Here is a 19,945-nt window from a genome sequence, read left to right as displayed (position 1 = left end):
GTTATACACCTAATTTCTTGTTTATCTATATTTTACCAATTACCTTTATTATATAATGTAATCATCATTTTTTTCAAACTAAACCAAATATGTAAAATTACATATTTCGCATACTTTTAAACTGTTCATTCTCGAGATAGCAATGAAATCTTTCCACCCCCGGATATTTTTCTCCCAGACTTTTAATCTTAAACCTACACTTTTTATAAAATTCGACTGCCTCTTCGTCTGTCTCTGCCTCTATATATGTCAACTCATACTTCCTAATTATTTCTCTTATCATTTGAAGTGCAATTCCTTGATGACGATATATTTCATCAACAGCTATGTGACACATTCTCGCTCTATTTGTATCAATTAATACAATACCTATGCACCCCATATTCCCATATTTATATAGTACTGCATGATCGTTTTCATACAATGAAACTGCTTTAATTAAGCTTACTTCACTCGGACCGGTCGCATGCTTTAATACTTTCTTAATTGGATCTATTTCTAAATGCTCAACACGTTGTAACATCATACTTCCATATCCTTTCTTATGAAAAAAGACTAGCTCTTTATTAAAAAAGAGCTAATCTTTTTACGCTGTTCTTTTTTCTTCTTTTTTCACAACTACAGCTACATAGCTATGAAGTATCATTCCGACAATAACGAGGCTCATTCCAATCCAAGATAAAGAAGACGGAATTGGGGCAGATAGCCAGATAAGCTCTCCTACTAGTGCAAATAAAACTTCACCGGACTGTGTCGCTTCAACGGTTGCTAATTTTTGCGGATCGTCTTTTACAAGATCTGTTGCAAAGAAAAATAATACTGTTGCGATTAAACCTGAGCTAACCGCTACAATAAAACATTGGATAACTTGGCTACTTGACGGTAATCCACTTGTAGAAACTTCATATCCAGATAGTAAAAACCAAAATGGTAAACTTGCTAATGTCATACCGAGAACTCGTTGGAAGACATCTAATTCACCCTTACAAACTTGCATCATCTTTCTATTTCCAAGTGGATATGCAAAGGCTGCAATGAGTACAGGAACTACACATAAAACAGTTTCACGAATTCCTAAAGAAGAAGCGTGTTCTACTTGCATAAGAACAACACCGAATAAAATAATGCCTGACATTACTAATTCCTTCATTGGAAGTTTTTTATGTAATGGGTCAACCGTGAAAAATGGTGTTAACAAAATCCCTGCAACTATCGTTATTTGCCAAGTTGAAGCGACGAGCCACCCCGGTCCAAACGCACCAGCAAAACTAAGCGGTGCATAAAAGAGACCAAATCCAACAATACTCCATAACAACCATTCTTTCGGATTGTTTTTCATATATTGAAAGAGTTGCTTTAAGTTCCCTCTATACATGACAATTAGTAATAGCATGGGAACCATAAAGTAATACCGTAATGATGCACTCCAAATCCAACTTCCACCTTCTAAGTCCATCGATCGGTTTAACACAAAGGTAAAGGCAAAGAAAAACGATGCCAATATCCCTATTGCAATAGCTTTCATCTTAAAACCCCTTATATAGTTTCTCCTTTTACTATATAACAAAATGAATATAATTAATATTCAAAAATCTCATCACACGTGTAGTCTACTTCTCTTATATAACTTCCGTAATCGACTAATGTGAGCTTGATGATACCGATTATGATCCGCCATATGCCATATTCCCCATCTTACAGTCGCTGTTTCGCTATTTTCATAGGACACCTCCCGAAGCAAATCATTTTCTATTAGTTTCATACATTCCTTATAAAACATAATCTGTACTTCTTTATAGTCTTGCATCAACTCTTGTAGCGTATGTTTTCTTAGCTTTGGAAGCTCTCCTTCTTCATTCAGCATAGGACCATATGTATTTTGAAATACTGATGGCACTTCTTCCCCCTTTAAACGATATACCCAATGCAAATCGACAACTGCTAAATGCTGAAGTAATTGCCCAATACTATTTTCATCATTTTCTGGCCCTTTATATGATAGTTCTTTTTCTTCAGTACCTTCTACTAAATTTTGCAATCTTTCAAATGTATCCCGAACAGTCGCATACAAAATTGCCACGTTGGGGTTCATATCTTTTTCTAAATGGAGATCTTTCATGATAATATCCTTCCTTTAAAGAAACAACACCATATTTTCATCATCACTATACACACCATTCACCTTTATAGCTTTTTTTTCAATTCCATACGTTTTAAAGCCCAATGATTTGTACAATTTTTTTGCTGGTTCGTTTGTGGACACAACACCTAAGGTTAATTGCTCTAGTTTTATATCTCGCGCTCTTTGAATGGCATTTGCTATTAACTCACGTGCCAATCCGTTCCGCCTGTTTTGTGCATCTACATACATCGCAACGATATGACCTTTATGCTTATATGCCTCTTTCTCTTCAGTCAGTAAAGTGACAACTCCAATTAATTGATTTTCTTTATTAAAAGCACCGAATGTACAACTAGTAGCAGATGTTAAATTACTTGCAACTCGGTCAAGAGGATTTTCCTGGCGGATTGCCTCTTCATAAGTTGTTATAAACGCCTCTGGGTTTACTTGTAATGCTTGTAAACGTAAGTTCCAATATTTTTCCGCATCTTCTTTAGTAAGTAATCGAATCATTTCTCTATCCCCTTTAAGTTTACATAATATTTTTATAGACTATTAAATAAAGATTAATATTCTTCTTTTAACATACTATAACGATATCGATGAATGAACTTACCTTGACGTAATCGATCATTTCTCATTATTCCTTCACAAACAAATCCAGCTTCTTCATAACTCTTTCTAGCTTGTAAATTATCTTCGTCTACACGTAACCAAACTTTTTCTAATTTGAATTCAGAAAAGCCGATTTGTAACATACTGTATAGGGCTGCCCTTCCATATCCTTTACCCCAATATTCTTTATTTCCAATTGCAATCCCTAGTTCAGCATTTTTATTTGTATTATCAAAGTTTTTTAGGTCTACCCATCCAATGTGTATACCTTCCTTTGTAACGATAGCTCGTTGCTCATAACCATTCTCTCGACTAATGCATGCTTCAATCCACCTTCTCGTATCTTCACGAGTGAACGGTGGATATTGATCTGGTACAACTAAATGCTTTGTTACTTCTGTATCTAATGACCATTGATATCGATCTTCTACATTGTCTAGTGTCAATTCTCTTAATTGAACGAATGGTATATTCACTTTGCTATCCCCTTCTCATTTCCCAATAGAAAACCCTTCGAACACTCTTCCTCCATACTCTTCTAACGTTTTTTCTATAAAGGTGATTAACTCCTTTTTCTCACTTGTTTTATAAAAATGATCAAAAGCCGCTACAAAATGTTCTGCATATTGCTCGTCATACCTTCTTAACACTCTAATAAACCATTTTGAATTTCCAAGCCATTGACCATTTACCCTTAAAACATATTCATGCACTAAATCAGCTAATAAATTGGCGATGAACAATTCTTCTTCTCTCTTTGCTGCACCAATGAAGTCATCTAATGCATCCGTAATAAAATAGCGCTTCTGCTTCATCGTTTCTTCTGTCCATTTTTTTGGTCCTTTATTTAATAAATCATTCGCTTCTCTTTTGAGTATCTCTACAATTTCATCTTTTCCTTTTAACAAAATACCTTCTGAAACTAATTGAGGTAATGAAGGTCGCCCGCGCTCACAATCACTTTTTAAAAAGGTTTTATACGTTTCAAAATTATGTACAAACACTTCAACAGGCCATCCATTACTATAGAAAGATTCTCTATAACAAGATGACAAACTTTGGTCGAAAATTACAATATCAAGGTCAGATGTTTTCGTAGCCTCTCCTCTAGCAACGCTTCCCCCTAGTAAAGCAACATCACAATTCGAAAATTGTGATGTAATAATACTTTGTGCCGCTTCAATTGATTTCATAATCTTATCCCTTCTTATTTTACTTTCTTCTTTTCAGCTCTTTCTCGTGTCTTTTTAATATAGGATTCTGCATCTGGTGTTTTGCATGACGTTTCACCGTGATCAACTTCTACTTTTCCAATTTCACGTGAGATTTCAATTGCTTGTTGCTCTAAACTTTCATTTCGAACCCCTATCGCAATTAAAGCTCTATTCATCGCTTCTCTTTTTCGATTTTTTTCATTATGTATATGAACTTTAATCTCTTCTAAATACGGTAAGAAAAAGTCATCGTCTAACGTTTTATTTTTTATAGCGATATTCGCTAATAATGACCAACCTGCTCTTCCAATCCATTCATCATCAGACTTCGTCCATTCTTCCATTCTTTCTATCGCGATTGGCGACGTACATATAGCTGTCATAAGAACGTCCATTAAACAATAATAATCAACATCCTGAACCCATCTATTTAGCTGTTCTGACGTTAGTTTCTTCGGATCTAAAATCATCGTTGCTAAAGTCATTGCATCCATATTTTTCGTTTCCCATAGTGAAATTGCTAAATCATGATCCTTTTTTATCTTCTTTTTTAACAATTTTAAATTCGCAAAACTAACTCCAAATAACGGCTCTTTCGCCCCATGGTTTTTATAAGTCTTACGAGTTTGTTCTGTCCCATATTCTTCTAGTTGCTGCATTACTTCTTCAAGTAACATATGCCCACCTCTTTTATATATTTCGTTGACTTCATATATGTATGTACGATATATTCCACATTACTTTTAGGTTTTCCTATATTTATTTTTCAAATACGGTATGTGAAATTTTTATTGATGTATTTTAAAACAACAAACATCCTCTAGCGCATTCAACGGGTTTATTATGTTCCTTCCTATTATACTTTCTACCCTTGTAGCAGCGTCTACCATAGATAATTGTGCAACTGAAAGCATTTCGTTTCTATCTTTCATAATTTCATATAAATACTTTTCTAATTTAGCATCATGCTCTTCTTTACGACCTTGCATAATTAACTCAAATATCCCTTCTATCACTTCTACTTTTACATGTATGGATTTATTATTCTGCCGAGCGTATTGTTTTAAACGTTCCATCGTCCCTGAAACAGTGCGGTTATTTGTAAAAAGTATGGTCTGTGGCTCTTCAACCTGACAAATCATTTCAAAGAATGGCTCATCAATTTTCAATATAGGAATGTCTATTTCGAAATTTTCATCTAATAGCGTAATATAATCTGTACAAGTTAATAAAAGTGTATCTACATCACTTTTGGCTATATACTTTATAATATCTTTTAAATTATTTCGTGCTTGTTCTTTTTCAAAATCACAATCTTTTTTTAATATGCGTGATAAGATGGGATCTACAAAATGGAGTATTTCGATTCCAAAAGATTGCAATGCTCGGTCAATGTATTCAATATTTGAATGATGAGCATGTAAACAAGCTAGTTTTTCCATACTTATCCTCCCTTTCTAAAGCAAAAAACATGAATGAACCATTTTACATACAGTTCCATTCATTTAATTCTTGTTTCATTTTTTCAAACCTGCAAAACAGTGAAATCTTGCATACTTTTTTACAAACTTTTTTGCGCTTGTAAAAAAGTTTTTTTGCATTTCCCCCTCTAAAATTGCTAATATAGTAGAGTAGAACTTTTATAGAGAGTAGGAAAATTATGCACAATGGAATTCGGATGACAACTTTAGTGAAAAGGGCTCTGTTGATTTGCGCTGGGGTATTATTTACATACGAAGCTGCTTACGGATCAACACATATCGCTCTAGCAAGTACAGAGGATGAAGCTAAATCTGTTCAACTTGTAAGTGAAATTCAAACATCCCTTGCTCCGAAAGAAGCTCCAAAGCACTATAACGGGCAAGTTAGAAAAGTCGCTTACTTAACATTTGACGATGGTCCTGGAAAATACACAGCTGAGCTTTTAGATATGTTAAAGAGCGAAAATGCAAAAGCAACATTCTTCCTAATTGGTTCAAACGTGAAAGCTTTCCCTGATCTTGTAAAACGTGAAGATGCTGAAGGCCACTATGTTGGGATGCACAGTATGACTCATAACTACAAAAAACTGTATACAGAAGGTCACTACGTTGATGAGATGAAGGAAGACCAAGGCTTAATCGCTGGAGTTCTAGGTAAATCACCAGTATTAACTCGCCCATCTTACGGCTCAATGCCAGGATTAAATGAAGCTCTTCGCAACAAAGTTGTTGAGAATGGTTTAAAAGTATGGGATTGGACAATTGATTCATTAGACTGGAAATACAACAAAATGCCAGTTGATGCTGCTTCAGCTAAAATCGTAGAAAACGTTCTAGCTGGTGCTACAAATCCAACAGAAGTTATTCTTATGCACGATATTCATCCACAATCAGTTAAAGCAGTACCTGGAATTATTAAAGGACTGAAAGAAAGAGGATATGAATTAGAAAGCTATCATGAGAACGAACACTTCCCATTAAACTTCTGGCATGATAATCGTATTTAATGAAAAAGACTTGATTTCCTCTAGTAGGTTATCAAGTCTTTTTATTATCGTTTTGGGAATTTCTTTTGCTGCTCTTCAATAGCACGAATAATATTCTCTCTATCATCTTGAGTTATACTGATAGAAAATTCGTACTCCTCTTCCTTACACCATGCAGGATTAAGTTCTTGCGATAAGCGAATAACAATGTGAAACTCCCCTTCATTTTCTCCGACATATTCAAACGCCAAATTTGGTTCTATGAAATCTAGTTCATTATATGTAGGGTTTGGTAAAGATTCAAACCATTTTATCATGTACTGCAAGTCATAAGTTTGTAAAAAAGGATCCATCGTTTTAAAAACTTTATTTTCTTCTAACAGTTTCGCCTTTACTATTAACCAGTTTCTATCACACTCGTCTTTCTCATCTTTAAATTGGTATTTTACAACCTCTAAATGTAATGATACTTTTTTATTTTGAAAATTCATGAGTAGCCCCCTTCTATCTCTGAGTCTTTTGTTTTATAAAGTTTTATTAATCCCGATACTTAAAATTATACTAGGTTATTCTAATCGTTTTTTAATACGGATGAATTGTTTAAATTTATTATCATTTGTACATAAAATAAATTTGATTTGCAATATAATCTGAACTAAAGTGAAGTCCATTCCTTATCCACCACATGATAATACCTACCAATGAAGCTGTTTTAATATCAACCGCAACATAATCATCTGGCAAATCCTTTTTCGTATTCTCTCTTCTCGTTTCTATTAATTGCTTTAAAAATAAAAATAATTGCTCCTCAAATTGATTCATTTTAAATAATATAAATAAATAATTTCGGTGGAGATATAAATAATCAAGTAATTGTGTTAGTTTTTGTTTTTCTGATAAATCTTTTGCATGCATTAAATCAACAATTTTATTAGACAGCTCATTTAAAATCTCATTCGTGATTTGTTCTAGTAAATCTTGAATATCTTGATAGTGTAAGTAAAATGTTGTTCGATTTAATCCTGCTTTTGTTGCGACTTTCTGAACTGTTAAGCTTGAAATACTAGAATTCTCACACAAGAGTGAAATAACAGCATTTTCAAACATTTCTCTTGAACGAACTGTACGAGGATCTTCTTTTTTAGGTGTAGACATTTTGAAACTCCTTTATAGATTTTCTCTTTACTTACTCGACAGTGCATACCTTCTATGTCGAGTAGTGAACATTTTCAACAAAACTGTTCATGGTCAAAGAAAATTTATTTTGTTACCATTAATTTTATAGACACTATGTCGATAAATCAAGAAAACAATGAAGGAGTTTACCAATGCAAAAGGAAATATCAGAAAGAAAGAAATAAAAAAATTATATTAGTTGTGCTCATTGCCGGCTGTTTTTTATCAACATTAAATCAGACGCTATTAAATGTAGCGATGAGTAATTTAATGGAAGTATTTGATGTTACGGCTGCTACAGTGCAATGGCTATCAACAGGCTTTATGCTCGTGAACGGTGTACTAGTGCCGATTACTGCATTTTTAATGAAACGATTTACTACAAGGCAGCTATTTATTAGCTCAATGTTCTCCTTGTTGATCGGGACTGTTCTTTGTGCATGCGCCATGAATTTTGGCATTTTGTTAACAGGAAGAATGATTCAAGCAGTTGGGGCAGGAATTATTATGCCACTAATGATGACAGTTATTTTATATTTATACCCTAGTGAAAAGCGTGGCAGTATTATGGGGACCATCGGCTTCGCCATAATCTTTGCGCCAGCCATCGCTCCAACATTATCTGGCTTTATTATTGAATATGTATCATGGAGATGGTTATTTATTGGATTAGCTCCCTTCGTATTAATCGTTATTATTCTCGCGCTAAAATATTTAATGAATGTTGCTGAGACAACAAAAGCAACATTAGATATCGTAAGTGTCATTTTATCAACGATTGGATTTGGTTGTATTATATTCGGATTTAGTAGTGCGGGGAGCAAAGGATGGGATCATCCAGTTGTTATTACTACAATTATCATCGGAATAATTGTTACAACTCTATTCTGTTTACGTCAAATAAAGTCTAGCGATCCACTATTAAATTTATCCGTATTTAAGTATAAAATTTTCACTCTTACATCAGTCATTAACGTACTCATTACGATGATTATGTATGCTGATTTAATTCTTTTACCAATTTACTTGCAAAACGGACGAGGTTTCACTGCTTTTGAATCAGGTTTACTTCTATTACCTGGCGCTGTAATTAATGCCTTCTTATCACCTATCACAGGTAAAATGTTTGATAAATACGGGGCAAAACCACTCTTTATTACAGGTTTAATATGCATCATTATATCGATGTGGGGTGTAATTGATTTGACCGAATCCACTACTTATATGTATTTAATGGTTCGCACCATTATTCTACGCATTGGACTAAGTTTCATTTCGATGCCTTTAAATACAGCAGGTTTAAACGCTTTACCAAGAGAATTGGGTTCACATGGCTCCGCAGTGAATAATACCCTTCGTCAATTAGCAGGTGCTATTGGAACAGCAGTTATTATCACTGTGTATACAATTCAATCCACTTCACATACTTCACAGTTATCTAGTGAGAATGGAAGCATATCAGCTATGCAAGTAACGAAATTATCTTCTATCTTCAGCTCAAGTGATGCCTACGCATTTATGTTAGTCTTATCCTTTGTAGCACTGATATTTGCATGTTTCATGCCTAAAAAAGTAGCACTCCAAAAATCCGAAAGTAAATCTTAAAATAAAAAATCCTACTCGTTTTCTATACGAGTAGGATTTTTTATTATTTATTTTGTTTCCCCGTCTTCAGTCATCTTCACCTTCGTTTTATTGTTATAGTTATATTTAGAACGATCTACCGGTGTAAATCCTTCTGGTGTGTAGAATCGTAATAAGTCACCGTTAACAACTTGGTCGGAGTATTTTAGTGATTTTTGAACCATTTGTTCATTTTGTTTTATTTCATCTGTAAATTCTACAGGTTTCCCAGTCGCTGTATCATAATATTTGCCGTTAAGTGCTGTAACTGTTGGGCTTACGTAGTTACCGTTACGGAACGGAACGACTTGTTTATGCTCTGGTGATAATAAATCTGATCCGAATTGGACATAATTTTTCGTATCTGTACCTAGTAAGTGTAATAACGTTGGAAGAACGTCAATTTCTCCGCCGTATTGATGTTGTACGCCGCCTTCCATTCCTGGTACGCGAATGATTAAAGGTACACGTTGTAATTGAGCATTTTCAAATGAGTTCATTTCTTTACCCATTATTTGAGACATTGCTGCACTATGATTATCTGAAATACCGTAATGGTCACCGTACATAACGATAATTGAGTTATCGTATAAACCAGATTGTTTCAAGTAATCAATGAATCCTTTTACAGATTCATCTAAATAGCGTGCTGTTTGGAAGTACGTATCTACTGATGAATCACCTGTTTTAGCTGGTTCAATCGTTGCTTCCGCTTTATCAATCGGATAAGGGAAATGGTTCGATAACGTAATGAACTTCGTATAGAACGGTTGTTTCAACGTTTGTAATAACGGAATTGATTCATTAAAGAACGGTTTATCTTTTAAGCCATAGTTTACTACATCTTTTTCATTCATATCATAGTATGACGCATCAAAGAATTTATTAAAACCAAACGATTTATAAATTTCATCACGGTTCCAGAACGTTTTGTAGTTACCGTGGAACACTGCTGATGTGTATCCTTGTTGACCTAAAATAGCTGGTGCTGATTGATACGTGTTATGAGCTTTATTTGTAAAAACAGATCCTTGCGGTAATCCAAACATTGAGTTCTCTAACATGAACTCCGCATCAGATGTTTTACCTTGCCCTGTTTGATGGAAGAAGTTATCAAAGTATAACGTATTCGCATCTTTTGTAAATGAGTTTAAGAATGGTGTAACCTCTTGACCATTTAGCTTGTAGTTTAGTAAAAAGTTTTGGAATGACTCTAAATGAATATAAATTACGTTCATTCCTTTTCCTTTACCAAAATACTCAGGATTTGGACTTGCATAAGTTGATGTAAGATAGTTTCTAACTTCTGTCATATTATCGCCATCAGCTAATGCTCGTTCTGTTGAAGCTTTCGCACTTTGAATACCATCATAAATCGTAAAGTTGTACGCCCCTAAATATTTCACGATATAATTGCGGTCAAATGTTCTTGTTAACAATTCAGGACGGTCAGATTCTGCAAGACCTAGGTTAATACTAAAGAATAAAATACCTGCTACAAATACTAGAGATAATTTATGCTTGGCAACACGGATTGGTTTAGGATTTACAAATTTCGTTGCGACTAAAACAATTAAAATGATTGTATCTAAGAAATATAGTGGATCATATAAGTGTAGCAATGCAAAAATACTACCACCTAAATCTCCAAAGTTATTCGATTGTGTTAATGTCGGGAACGTAATAAAGTCGCTGAAAAAGCGATAATATACTACGTTTGCGTATAAAAGTATAGACATTAGCAAATTAATAATAATTAACCAAATGTAAGCTCGTTTCCCTTTTGCGAATAGTGCGAGCCCTAAAAATAGAACTGCTGAGCTTAACGGGTTGAAAAACAGTAAGAACTTTTGGATTGTGTTCGATATCCCTAAATTAAATTCTGTCACATATGCTGCATATGTTTTTAACCAAAGTAAAATAACGGCAAATACGAAAAATCCAAAATGATTACTTAATACTCGTTTACTCTTTAATAAAAATTGTTGCATCTCTCCACCTCTTTTGATCATCCAAGGCTTATTTTATATAAGTCTGTCTCTCTCAATTTTTCTTCTTCAAATAGATTTTATTTGTTTAACTATATGAAGAATATTAGTAATTATAATTTGTAGCTTTTATTTATTCAACTATTTCTTTTTAAACAGTTTGACTTTGGTTTCTATTTTACAAAATACATTTGTAACATTTCCTGTTTTCTCCCAAGGCTCATCCACTAATTATGACTCCACAAACTATAATCCTTTATTTCCTCATTTGCAAACTAATCTTTCTCCAATTTTGGTACATATTTCACATAAGAAAAAGTGTAGTTTGAAGTAATTGCTCAAACTACACTTTTCCTACAATCTTATCCTTTGTAACTAACTTCCCCAATTGCAACTAATTCCTTTAACCCCATAAACATTAAATTCCAACCATGCTCAGACCCGTCATGATGCTCTTTAAGCGCTTTTTCAATATGAAGTTCTGTCCAATCTTCTTCATGAGGAACGATAATGTTTTGTGAAAATATCATTTCAGATCCTTGTTGATGATCTTTTATCTCAACTGTAATTATATCTTCTAATTCGCTAAATTGTGGCATTTTGAAAGTAAACACCAATTTTTTAGGTTGGTCAATTTCAATGTATTCTCCTATAGCTCGATAATCATTCCCATCGCGATGGTCAACAATTTCCCAACTTCCTCCTACTCGAAGAGTATTTTTCGCTACTTTATTCGTTCCTTCCAATGTAAAAAACCATTTCTTCATCATTTCAGGGTTTATCCATGCTTCAAAAATTTCTTCAGGAGCAACATCAAAATCCCTTACCATCGTTAATGTTATTTTTGAATAATTATTCATTTGCATACTCCCCACTTCATATAAAAATGAAGATTTTTTTATTTGAAGTAAAATACACAAAACCCTCGCTCTCATAAAAGAAAGCGAGGGTTTTAATCATTTATTATTGACCTTTGTACATTGCATCAACTTGTTTTTGAAGTTCTTCACTTTCTAAGAACTCATCATACGTTGCTACCTTATCAACTACACCGTTTGGCGTTACTTCGATAATACGGTTTGCAATTGTTTGTACGAACTGATGGTCATGAGAAGTGAATAGTAATGTTCCTTTAAATGTGATTAAACCGTTGTTTAATGCTGTAATAGACTCAAGGTCTAAATGGTTTGTCGGATCATCAAGTGTTAATACGTTTGCACCGCTTAACATCATTTTAGATAACATACAACGAACTTTTTCTCCTCCAGATAAAACAGAAACGTTTTTCTTTACTTCTTCACCAGAGAATAGCATACGGCCTAAGAAACCACGTAAGAAACTTTCTGATTCATCTTGTGGAGAGAACTGACGTAACCAATCAATTAAAGTGTAATCACTGTTCTCGAAGTACTCAGAGTTATCTCTTGGGAAATGAGCTTGAGATGTTGTTACACCCCATTTGAATGAACCGCTATCTGGCTCCATTTCACCCATAAGAATTTTAAATAATGTTGTCATCGCAATATCGTTACGTCCGATAAATGCAACTTTATCACCTTTATTTAAAGTGAAGTACACATTATCTAATATTTTTTCGCCATCAATCGTTTTCGAAATACCTTCAACTGTTAATAGGTCATTTCCTACTTCACGTTCTGGTGTGAAACCAACGAACGGATAACGACGTGATGATGGTCTAATATCATCTAATGTAATTTTATCTAACAATTTTTTACGAGAAGTTGCCTGTTTCGCTTTAGATGCATTTGAGCTAAAGCGTGCAATAAAGTTTTGTAACTCTTTTACTTTTTCTTCTTTTTTCTTGTTAGAATCTTGCGTTAGTTTTAATGCTAATTGGCTTGATTCATACCAGAAGTCATAGTTACCAACGTATAATTGAATTTTACCGAAATCAAGATCAGCCATGTGCGTACATACTTTATTTAAGAAGTGACGGTCATGGGATACAACGATAACTGTATTTTCAAAGTTCATTAAGAAGTTTTCTAACCATTGGATCGCTTTTAAGTCCAAGTGGTTGGTAGGCTCATCTAGTAATAGAATGTCAGGTTGACCGAATAAAGCTTGAGCAAGTAATACTTTTACTTTCTCTGCCCCTGTTAATTCAGACATCTTTTTATCATGAATATCTTCACCGATGCCTAATCCTTTTAGAAGGATTGCAGCTTCTGACTCAGCTTCCCAACCGTTTAGCTCAGCGAACTCACCTTCAAGTTCTGCAGCACGCATGCCATCTTCATCACTAAAGTCTTCTTTCATGTAAATTGCATTTTTCTCTTGCATTACTTTATAAAGACGTGTGTGACCCATCATTACTGTTTCTAGTGCAGGGAACTCTTCATATTCGAAGTGATTCTGTTTTAATACTGCTAGACGCTCACCTGGCGTAATATGTATGTCACCTGTTGATTGGTCAACTTCACCAGATAAAATCTTTAGAAATGTTGATTTACCAGCACCGTTTGCTCCGATTAAACCGTAGCAATTACCTGGCGTGAATTTTATGTTAACATCTTCAAACAATTTGCGATCCGCAAAACGCAAACTAACGTTACTTACTGTAATCATGTGTTTCCTCCAATTTCGATACTTTTATATACATGCTTCAATTACTATAACATATTTAACAAACTAAAGGTATATCTTATCATCATTGTATTGGGTACAAAATAATTTCTTTAAACATCAAAAGAAATCATAAATACACGGCTTACGCACGGGCACTAAATTCTCAAATGCACGTATCTCCTCTTCGCTTCCGCTTATTAACTCTAATTCATTTAATTCTAACGGACGTTTATAACCAAACATAATAGTAGATAACGCGTTAATATCCATTTGAATCCCTTTTTCTTTTGCTGTTTCTTCTTTAATGATTGTTATTTCATTATTTTTAAGTTGAACCGTTACGTTATTCCACGGTGCAAATGAATCTGTAATATGTAAAATCACTTCTTGTTCTTCGTTGCTCCCATTCCATTCATATTGTTTGAAGAACTGTTCTACATCTACAATTCTTCCCATGAAATATGGAGTTACTTCTGCTTTTACTCGTGGTTCTTGTAATGTGTAAAGAAGTGGCTCTGTTTCACTTAGTATCATTTCAAGATCTTTTATCATAGAATCATGTTGGCAAATGAAATTCCAAAGGCCAATTCTTGCTTCATTATGCAGTGGAACAAACTCTTCTACTGTCATTTTAGAGTTCTCTATTTTGTATAAAATGTAACCCGCCGCATTTTTATTTTCATCATAGTAAACAGCCAATGTTAATTCATGATATACCGCTTGTAGCCACCATTTACGGTCTCGAACTAACATACCAGAAAAACGTTCTGCAAATGTTTCATATAGCTTCTCTACTTCTTCTGAATGATTATCTTTATTAAAACGTTTCACTGTACCATTCACTTGTTGTTTTATTATTAAATCGCTCTTTGTCATATGGCATATATGGCGATTGGCACAAAGTTCCCATCCGTATTTGCGGTAAAATGAAACTGCAAATGGATGTAACATCGATACACTATATCCATCTTTTTTCATCGTTTGAAGGGAATGCTGAAGCAACTCTTTTACATATCCGCTTCTTCTATACTCTGGGTACGTCGCTACCCCTGCAACGCCGCCCATTTTAAACTTTTCTTTTCCTATGTAAATATGAAAAGGAATTAAGTGCAACTTTGCAGCTAACTCGTCACCTTCCATGATGCCGTATGTTTGATGGCTTTCCTTCATTCGAGTAAGTTGCTGCTGCAATCGTTCCTCATTTACTTTATATTGAAAAGAGTATTCCGATAAAGCTAACGCTTTTCTGAATTTATCTTCTTTTAGTTGTATAACGTTCATATATTTCTCCTCCATCCTTTGTTTGAATTATATCATAATTCTTAATATTCCAGTACGGTGAATGAAATTATATCGACGCTTCGACAAAGAATATCGACACCTATCTTATATAAAAAAGCAGATACATTACGCATCTGCTTCTCATCAATTTATTTAGCTAACGTTTGAAGCTCTTCAAAAAATGTAGGATACGATACACCTACTGCTTCTGCATCTTCAATTATTGTTTCTCCTTCAGCAATGCAGCCAGCAATCGCAAGCATCATTCCAATGCGGTGATCACCGTGACTATGTACTGTAGTTCCTTTTAGCTTACATTTACCGTAAATAATCATTCCGTCGTCGGTCGCTTCAATACGAGCTCCTAGTTTCGTTAGTTCAGCAACGACTGTATCGATACGATTCGTTTCTTTCACTTTTAGCTCGTGTGCATCTTTAATGACTGTAATTCCGTCTGCTTGTGTTGCTGCTAAAGCGATAATTGGAATTTCATCGATTAGTCTCGGAATAATATCCCCGCCGATTTCGATTCCTTTCAGTGACGATGTTTCAATTGTAATATTTGCAGCAGGTTCTGATGCACCTTCGTTAATTGGATCCACAGTAAACGTAGCTCCCATTTTCTCAAGAACATCAATAATACCTGTACGAGTCGGATTCATTCCTACATTTTGTAATAGTAGTTTACTATTTGGAATAATTGCGCCCGCTACTAAGAAAAATGCCGCAGATGATACGTCACCCGGAACTTGAACGCCTGTTCCTTTTAGATTTTGTCCACCAGCTAGTTTTACAGTTTCCCCCACGCGAGTTACTGTAACGCCAAACGCCTCAAGCATTCTTTCTGTATGATCACGCGAAATATGAGGCTCTGTAACAGTTGTTACACCTTCTGCACGAAGACCTGCAAGTAAAATAGCTGATTTCACTTGTGCACTTGCTACCGGTGAAGTATATTCAATCGCCTTTAAATTCCCGCCTCGTATTGTGAGCGGCGTAAACGTTCCTCCTTCTCGGCCATCAATTTTTGCGCCCATTTTCTTTAGTGGATTTGTGACACGTTGCATCGGTCTCTTCGCAATTGAAGCATCACCTTGCACGCAAGAAAAGAATGGTGTGTTTGCAAGTATTCCTGACATTAATCGTATCGTTGTACCAGAATTACCTACATCTAATACAGTTTTTGGTTCTTGTAAACCTTCTAATCCTTTTCCAATTACCGTAACTTCGTCTCCATTTTGCGTTATCTCTACTCCCATTTCTTTAAAACAAGAAATAGTACTTAAACAATCCGCACCAGGAAGAAATCCTTTAATTGTTGTTTTTCCTTCCGCGATTGCGCCAAACATAACAGCGCGATGCGAAATTGATTTATCGCCAGGGATTGTAATTGTGCCATTCAATCCGTTATTTACAGTTTGTACTGTTTTTTCTTTCACGTTGCTACCCTCCTCATTAAATTGTTTCATACGTTTGGTATTCTGCTTTTCCTAGTGCGATTTTTGCCTGCGTGCGATCCTCTTCCCTTTGGAAACTAATTCGTAACACCCCAAGTAATCCTTCACGGGCTTCTAAAATTTGCAAGTTTGTAATGCTAATTTCTTCTTCTGCTAAAATACTCGTAATATGAGCTAAAGCCCCTACTTTATCTAAAACATCGACGTATAAGTCGTGATAAGCAGGAATTGCGCCCCTCTTTCGCACCGGTAAAGAATCACGGTATTCTTTTGCGTCAGCAAAATAGTTTTGTATTTCACCTGCATCTCCTTTAGAAACCATCTTGTATAAATCTTCCATTTCAGAAATCCATTCTTCTAATAGTTCCAATAAATGCTCACGGTTTTGTTTTACAATATCACTCCACATTTTCGGACTACTTGATGCGATACGCGTTATATCTTTAAATCCGCCTGCCGCTAGTTGGTGAATAAGCGGGTTATCCCCTGCATGTTTCTCAACTTGTTTTACTAATCCTGCTGCGATTAGATGCGGAAAATGGCTAACAATTCCTGTTACATAATCATGTTCTTTTGTATTTAAAACGAGAAAATGCGATCCGGTTCCTTTTAACCATTCTTTCAGCTCATCTACTTGATCCGTTGGCACGCGATTCATTGGCGTTAAAATGTAAAATGCGTTTTCGAAAAGGTGCGCCTTTGCACTTTCAACACCAGTTTTATGAGAACCTGCCATTGGATGTCCACCGATAAAAGAAACTTTCTTTGATAATAAAGCTTCCGCTTCATTCATGATTGTCCCTTTCGTACTTCCTACATCGGTAACAATAACATCTTCTCGTAAATGAAATGATGCAAGTTTGTGTAATAACTTTTTTGTTTCTTCAACTGGAGAGGCAAAAACAATTAAATGTGCCTCTTCACATGCACTCTGTAAATCTACTGCTACTTCATCAACTACATGTAATTCTTTTGCGCGCTCTACTTGCTCTTTAAATATGTCATAACCGATAATCGTTACATCGTGCTCTTTTTTAATCGCTAATGCAAGAGAGCCTCCTATTAATCCAGTACCGATTAATACTACCTTTTTACACATTTGCCTCATCCCGAGACTTACCTTTTTTATTTTCAAAGTGTTGTTTTAACACTGAAATCACTCCCTCATTTTGTTCCCTAGTTCCGATTGTAATACGGACACCATTTGGAAACGGACGAATAATAAACCCCGCGTGCGCACAAGCTTCATAAATTTCCCCAGCATCATCTACTGGTAAGAAGATAAAGTTCGTTTGCGACGGATAAAACGGGATTTCATTTTCTGTACAAAAACTTTCGTACTGTTGTAATCCCTCTTCGTTAACACGTACTATTTCTTCAATAAACGCTTCATCACTAAAGGCAATCGTTGCAGCTTTTTGTGCTAATGAAGACACGTTAAACGGCAAACGAACGACATTTAATTTCTCGATTAATTCTTCTTGTCCAATCGCATACCCAACGCGAAATGATGCTATACCGTACGCTTTAGAAAACGTTCTTAAAATAAGAAGGTTTTTATGTTTTTCTAATAGTGGTAACGTCTCTGGGAAATCTTTCGCGGTTACGTATTCATAGTATGCTTCGTCAATGACAATTAACGTCTTTTCACTAACTCCCTCAATAAATTGAGTTAATTTTTGCTCATCAACATATGTGCCTGTCGGATTATTCGGATTACAAATCCATACGATTTTTGTATATTCATCAACTGCTGAAGAAATTTCGTCTAGATCATATACACCGTTATTTAAAGCAACTTCTTTCACTTCACAGCCTTCAATAATTGCATGATGACGGTACTGAGGGAATGTCGCGCCAGCAGTTACGATATTATCTCCTTTACAGAGCACTGCACGGCTTATAATTTGAATGACTTCATCGAGCCCACTACCACAAAGCACTTTTTCCATTTGCACTTGTAATTTCTCTGCAATTGTTTGACGGAGTACTTCAGCACCTCCGTCAGGATATAAAGCATGTTCCTGCCACGATTTTTGTAACTCTCCTAAAACACGAGGTGAACAGCCAAATGGATTTTCATTTGATGCTAACTTAACAAATGAATGATTCCCGTATGCTTCTTTCATTTGCTCTGGTGATTTACCTGGTTTATACGGTTGTAATGATGATAATTGATCTTTTACTTGCATGTTAAATCCACCTTTTCATTAAAATTCTTTTGCGTATTTGTTATGTTGCGAAATGTTTTGCTTTAGTAATTCCATGCGATCTTTTCCGAATTGTTCGACTAGTGCATCTGCAAGTTCCCACGCAACAACAGCTTCAGCTACAACCCCTGCTGCAGGTACTGCACAGCTATCCGATCTTTCAATACTCGCTTGGAATGATTCTTTCGTATCAATATCTACGCTTGCTAACGGTTTGTATAATGTAGGAATTGGCTTCATCACACCTCTTACTACAATTGGCATACCTGTTGTCATACCGCCTTCTAAACCGCCGGCATTATTCGTATTTCTCGTGTATCCTTTTTCTTCATCCCACATAATTTCATCATGCACTTTACTTCCAGGTTGTCTTGCCGCTTCGAAACCAACACCAATTTCAGCACCTTTAAATGCATTAATACTCATAATAGCACCAGCAAGTTTTGCATCTAATTTACGATCGTAATGAACGTAGCTACCAACGCCAATTGGCATACCTTCTGCAATTACTTCAACAATACCGCCTATAGAATCTCCGCTACTTTTCGCGTTATCAATTGCATTCATCATCTCTTGTTCTACTTCTTTATCTAAACATCGAACAGGTGAGTTTTCAGTAATCGTTTGAATTTCTTCTATCGGCAAGTGAGTAATAGGCTTCGCTTTTACTCCGCCAATTTCAAGAACATGTCCTGCAATTTCCACGCCTAATTCTTTCAAAATTTGTTTCGCAACTGCACCAGCAGCTACACGAACTGTCGTTTCTCTTGCAGATGAGCGCTCTAATACGTTTCTTATATCACGATGGCCATATTTAATTGCTCCGTTTAAATCCGCATGTCCTGGACGTGGTTTTGTAATTGTACGTTTCATTTCTTTACTTTCTTGCTCTGAAATTGGTTCTGCTCCCATTACTTTCGTCCAATGTTTGAAATCATCATTTTTTACGATTAACGTAATTGGTGAGCCAAGTGTCATTCCATGACGTACACCACTTGCAATTTCAACTGTATCTGTTTCAATTTGCATGCGTCTTCCGCGTCCATGCCCTTTTTGTCTTCTTAATAATTCTTTATTAATATGTTCCGCTGTTAATGTTAAACCTGCTGGTACACCTTCTAAAATAACTGTTAACTGCGGCCCATGTGATTCTCCAGCTGTAATGTATCTCATTTCTCTTGCCCCTTTATTATTTTTTTGTAC

20 protein-coding genes are annotated in these 19,945 nt (G+C 35.2%); 2 read left to right on the top strand and 18 right to left on the bottom strand.

The genetic code is table 11. The annotated features are described in order from the left end of the window. Positions 1-97: 97 nt before the first annotated feature. The 8 genes from MR071_RS03590 to MR071_RS03555 all read right to left on the bottom strand — a co-directional run bounded on the left by MR071_RS03590 (position 98) and on the right by MR071_RS03555 (position 5,393). Positions 98-523, bottom strand: coding sequence for a GNAT family N-acetyltransferase (locus MR071_RS03590; RefSeq protein WP_105585141.1), 426 nt, complete (start codon positions 521-523; stop codon positions 98-100). A 63-nt stretch (positions 524-586) separates the two neighbouring features. Further along, positions 587-1,525 carry a DMT family transporter gene (locus MR071_RS03585; protein ID WP_242234981.1) on the bottom strand — a complete coding sequence of 313 codons (939 nt, stop codon included), beginning with the start codon at positions 1,523-1,525 and terminating at the stop codon, positions 587-589. Positions 1,526-1,597: 72 nt separating this feature from the next. Continuing rightward, positions 1,598-2,119, bottom strand: coding sequence for a DinB family protein (locus MR071_RS03580; protein ID WP_242234979.1), 522 nt, complete (start codon positions 2,117-2,119; stop codon positions 1,598-1,600). Between the two features lie 15 nt (positions 2,120-2,134). After that, a complete protein-coding gene (locus MR071_RS03575; RefSeq protein ID WP_242234977.1) occupies positions 2,135-2,635 on the bottom strand; it encodes a GNAT family N-acetyltransferase in 501 nt (166 codons plus the stop codon). Between the two features lie 53 nt (positions 2,636-2,688). Continuing rightward, positions 2,689-3,213, bottom strand: coding sequence for a GNAT family N-acetyltransferase (locus tag MR071_RS03570; RefSeq protein WP_242234975.1), 525 nt, complete (start codon positions 3,211-3,213; stop codon positions 2,689-2,691). Positions 3,214-3,228: 15 nt separating this feature from the next. Further along, positions 3,229-3,930 carry a nucleotidyltransferase domain-containing protein gene (locus tag MR071_RS03565; protein WP_242234973.1) on the bottom strand — a complete coding sequence of 234 codons (702 nt, stop codon included), beginning with the start codon at positions 3,928-3,930 and terminating at the stop codon, positions 3,229-3,231. A gap of 14 nt (positions 3,931-3,944) precedes the next feature. Beyond that, on the bottom strand, positions 3,945-4,628 hold the full coding sequence (locus MR071_RS03560; protein ID WP_242234971.1) for a DNA alkylation repair protein: 684 nt from the start codon (positions 4,626-4,628) through the stop codon (positions 3,945-3,947). 111 nt (positions 4,629-4,739) lie between these two features. Beyond that, complete coding sequence (locus tag MR071_RS03555; protein ID WP_105585027.1) at positions 4,740-5,393, bottom strand: hypothetical protein; 654 nt, start codon at positions 5,391-5,393, stop codon at positions 4,740-4,742. Positions 5,394-5,611: 218 nt separating this feature from the next. On the opposite strand from MR071_RS03555, the gene MR071_RS03550 reads away from it, so the two are divergent. After that, positions 5,612-6,439, top strand: coding sequence for a peptidoglycan-N-acetylglucosamine deacetylase (locus MR071_RS03550; RefSeq protein WP_002110445.1), 828 nt, complete (start codon positions 5,612-5,614; stop codon positions 6,437-6,439). A gap of 44 nt (positions 6,440-6,483) precedes the next feature. On the opposite strand, the gene MR071_RS03545 is transcribed toward MR071_RS03550, so the two are convergent. Next, the gene (locus tag MR071_RS03545; RefSeq protein ID WP_242234970.1) at positions 6,484-6,909 is read right to left on the bottom strand and encodes a WapI family immunity protein; all 426 of its coding nucleotides are present in this window, start codon (positions 6,907-6,909) and stop codon (positions 6,484-6,486) included. Between the two features lie 121 nt (positions 6,910-7,030). Next, complete coding sequence (locus MR071_RS03540; RefSeq protein WP_242234968.1) at positions 7,031-7,573, bottom strand: TetR/AcrR family transcriptional regulator; 543 nt, start codon at positions 7,571-7,573, stop codon at positions 7,031-7,033. Positions 7,574-7,708: 135 nt separating this feature from the next. Here MR071_RS03540 and MR071_RS03535 point away from each other — a divergent pair, with 135 nt between their 5' ends. Then, positions 7,709-9,199 (top strand): DHA2 family efflux MFS transporter permease subunit, encoded by a 1,491-nt coding sequence (locus tag MR071_RS03535; protein WP_242235186.1) that lies wholly within the window; start codon positions 7,709-7,711, stop codon positions 9,197-9,199. A gap of 47 nt (positions 9,200-9,246) precedes the next feature. Here MR071_RS03535 and ltaS read toward each other — a convergent pair whose 3' ends face one another. From ltaS to aroC, 8 genes are all read right to left on the bottom strand, one after another. Then, positions 9,247-11,208 carry a lipoteichoic acid synthase gene (gene ltaS / locus MR071_RS03530; protein ID WP_105585031.1) on the bottom strand — a complete coding sequence of 654 codons (1,962 nt, stop codon included), beginning with the start codon at positions 11,206-11,208 and terminating at the stop codon, positions 9,247-9,249. Between the two features lie 359 nt (positions 11,209-11,567). Then, positions 11,568-12,065 carry an SRPBCC family protein gene (locus tag MR071_RS03525; RefSeq protein ID WP_242234965.1) on the bottom strand — a complete coding sequence of 166 codons (498 nt, stop codon included), beginning with the start codon at positions 12,063-12,065 and terminating at the stop codon, positions 11,568-11,570. Between the two features lie 103 nt (positions 12,066-12,168). Next, entirely contained in the window at positions 12,169-13,794 is a 1,626-nt protein-coding gene (locus MR071_RS03520) for an ABC-F family ATP-binding cassette domain-containing protein (protein ID WP_193646553.1), read from the bottom strand. Between the two features lie 117 nt (positions 13,795-13,911). Beyond that, the gene (locus tag MR071_RS03515) at positions 13,912-15,075 is read right to left on the bottom strand and encodes a GNAT family N-acetyltransferase (protein ID WP_242234964.1); all 1,164 of its coding nucleotides are present in this window, start codon (positions 15,073-15,075) and stop codon (positions 13,912-13,914) included. A 149-nt stretch (positions 15,076-15,224) separates the two neighbouring features. Then, entirely contained in the window at positions 15,225-16,514 is a 1,290-nt protein-coding gene (gene aroA, locus MR071_RS03510; protein ID WP_242234961.1) for a 3-phosphoshikimate 1-carboxyvinyltransferase, read from the bottom strand. A gap of 16 nt (positions 16,515-16,530) precedes the next feature. Beyond that, positions 16,531-17,631 (bottom strand): prephenate dehydrogenase, encoded by a 1,101-nt coding sequence (tyrA, locus tag MR071_RS03505; protein WP_242234959.1) that lies wholly within the window; start codon positions 17,629-17,631, stop codon positions 16,531-16,533. After that, positions 17,624-18,724 (bottom strand): histidinol-phosphate transaminase, encoded by a 1,101-nt coding sequence (gene hisC, locus MR071_RS03500; RefSeq protein WP_242234956.1) that lies wholly within the window; start codon positions 18,722-18,724, stop codon positions 17,624-17,626. The genes tyrA and hisC overlap by 8 nt, the downstream gene beginning before the upstream one ends. Before the next feature lie 18 nt (positions 18,725-18,742). Then, complete coding sequence (aroC, locus tag MR071_RS03495; protein ID WP_242234954.1) at positions 18,743-19,915, bottom strand: chorismate synthase; 1,173 nt, start codon at positions 19,913-19,915, stop codon at positions 18,743-18,745. Positions 19,916-19,945: the final 30 nt, after the last annotated feature.

The organism is Bacillus cereus group sp. BfR-BA-01316 (assembly GCF_022664195.1).
GTDB lineage: Bacteria > Bacillota > Bacilli > Bacillales > Bacillaceae_G > Bacillus_A.
The sequence above is the reverse complement of the archived record's forward strand: the minus strand, read 5'-3'. Positions and strand labels throughout refer to the sequence as shown.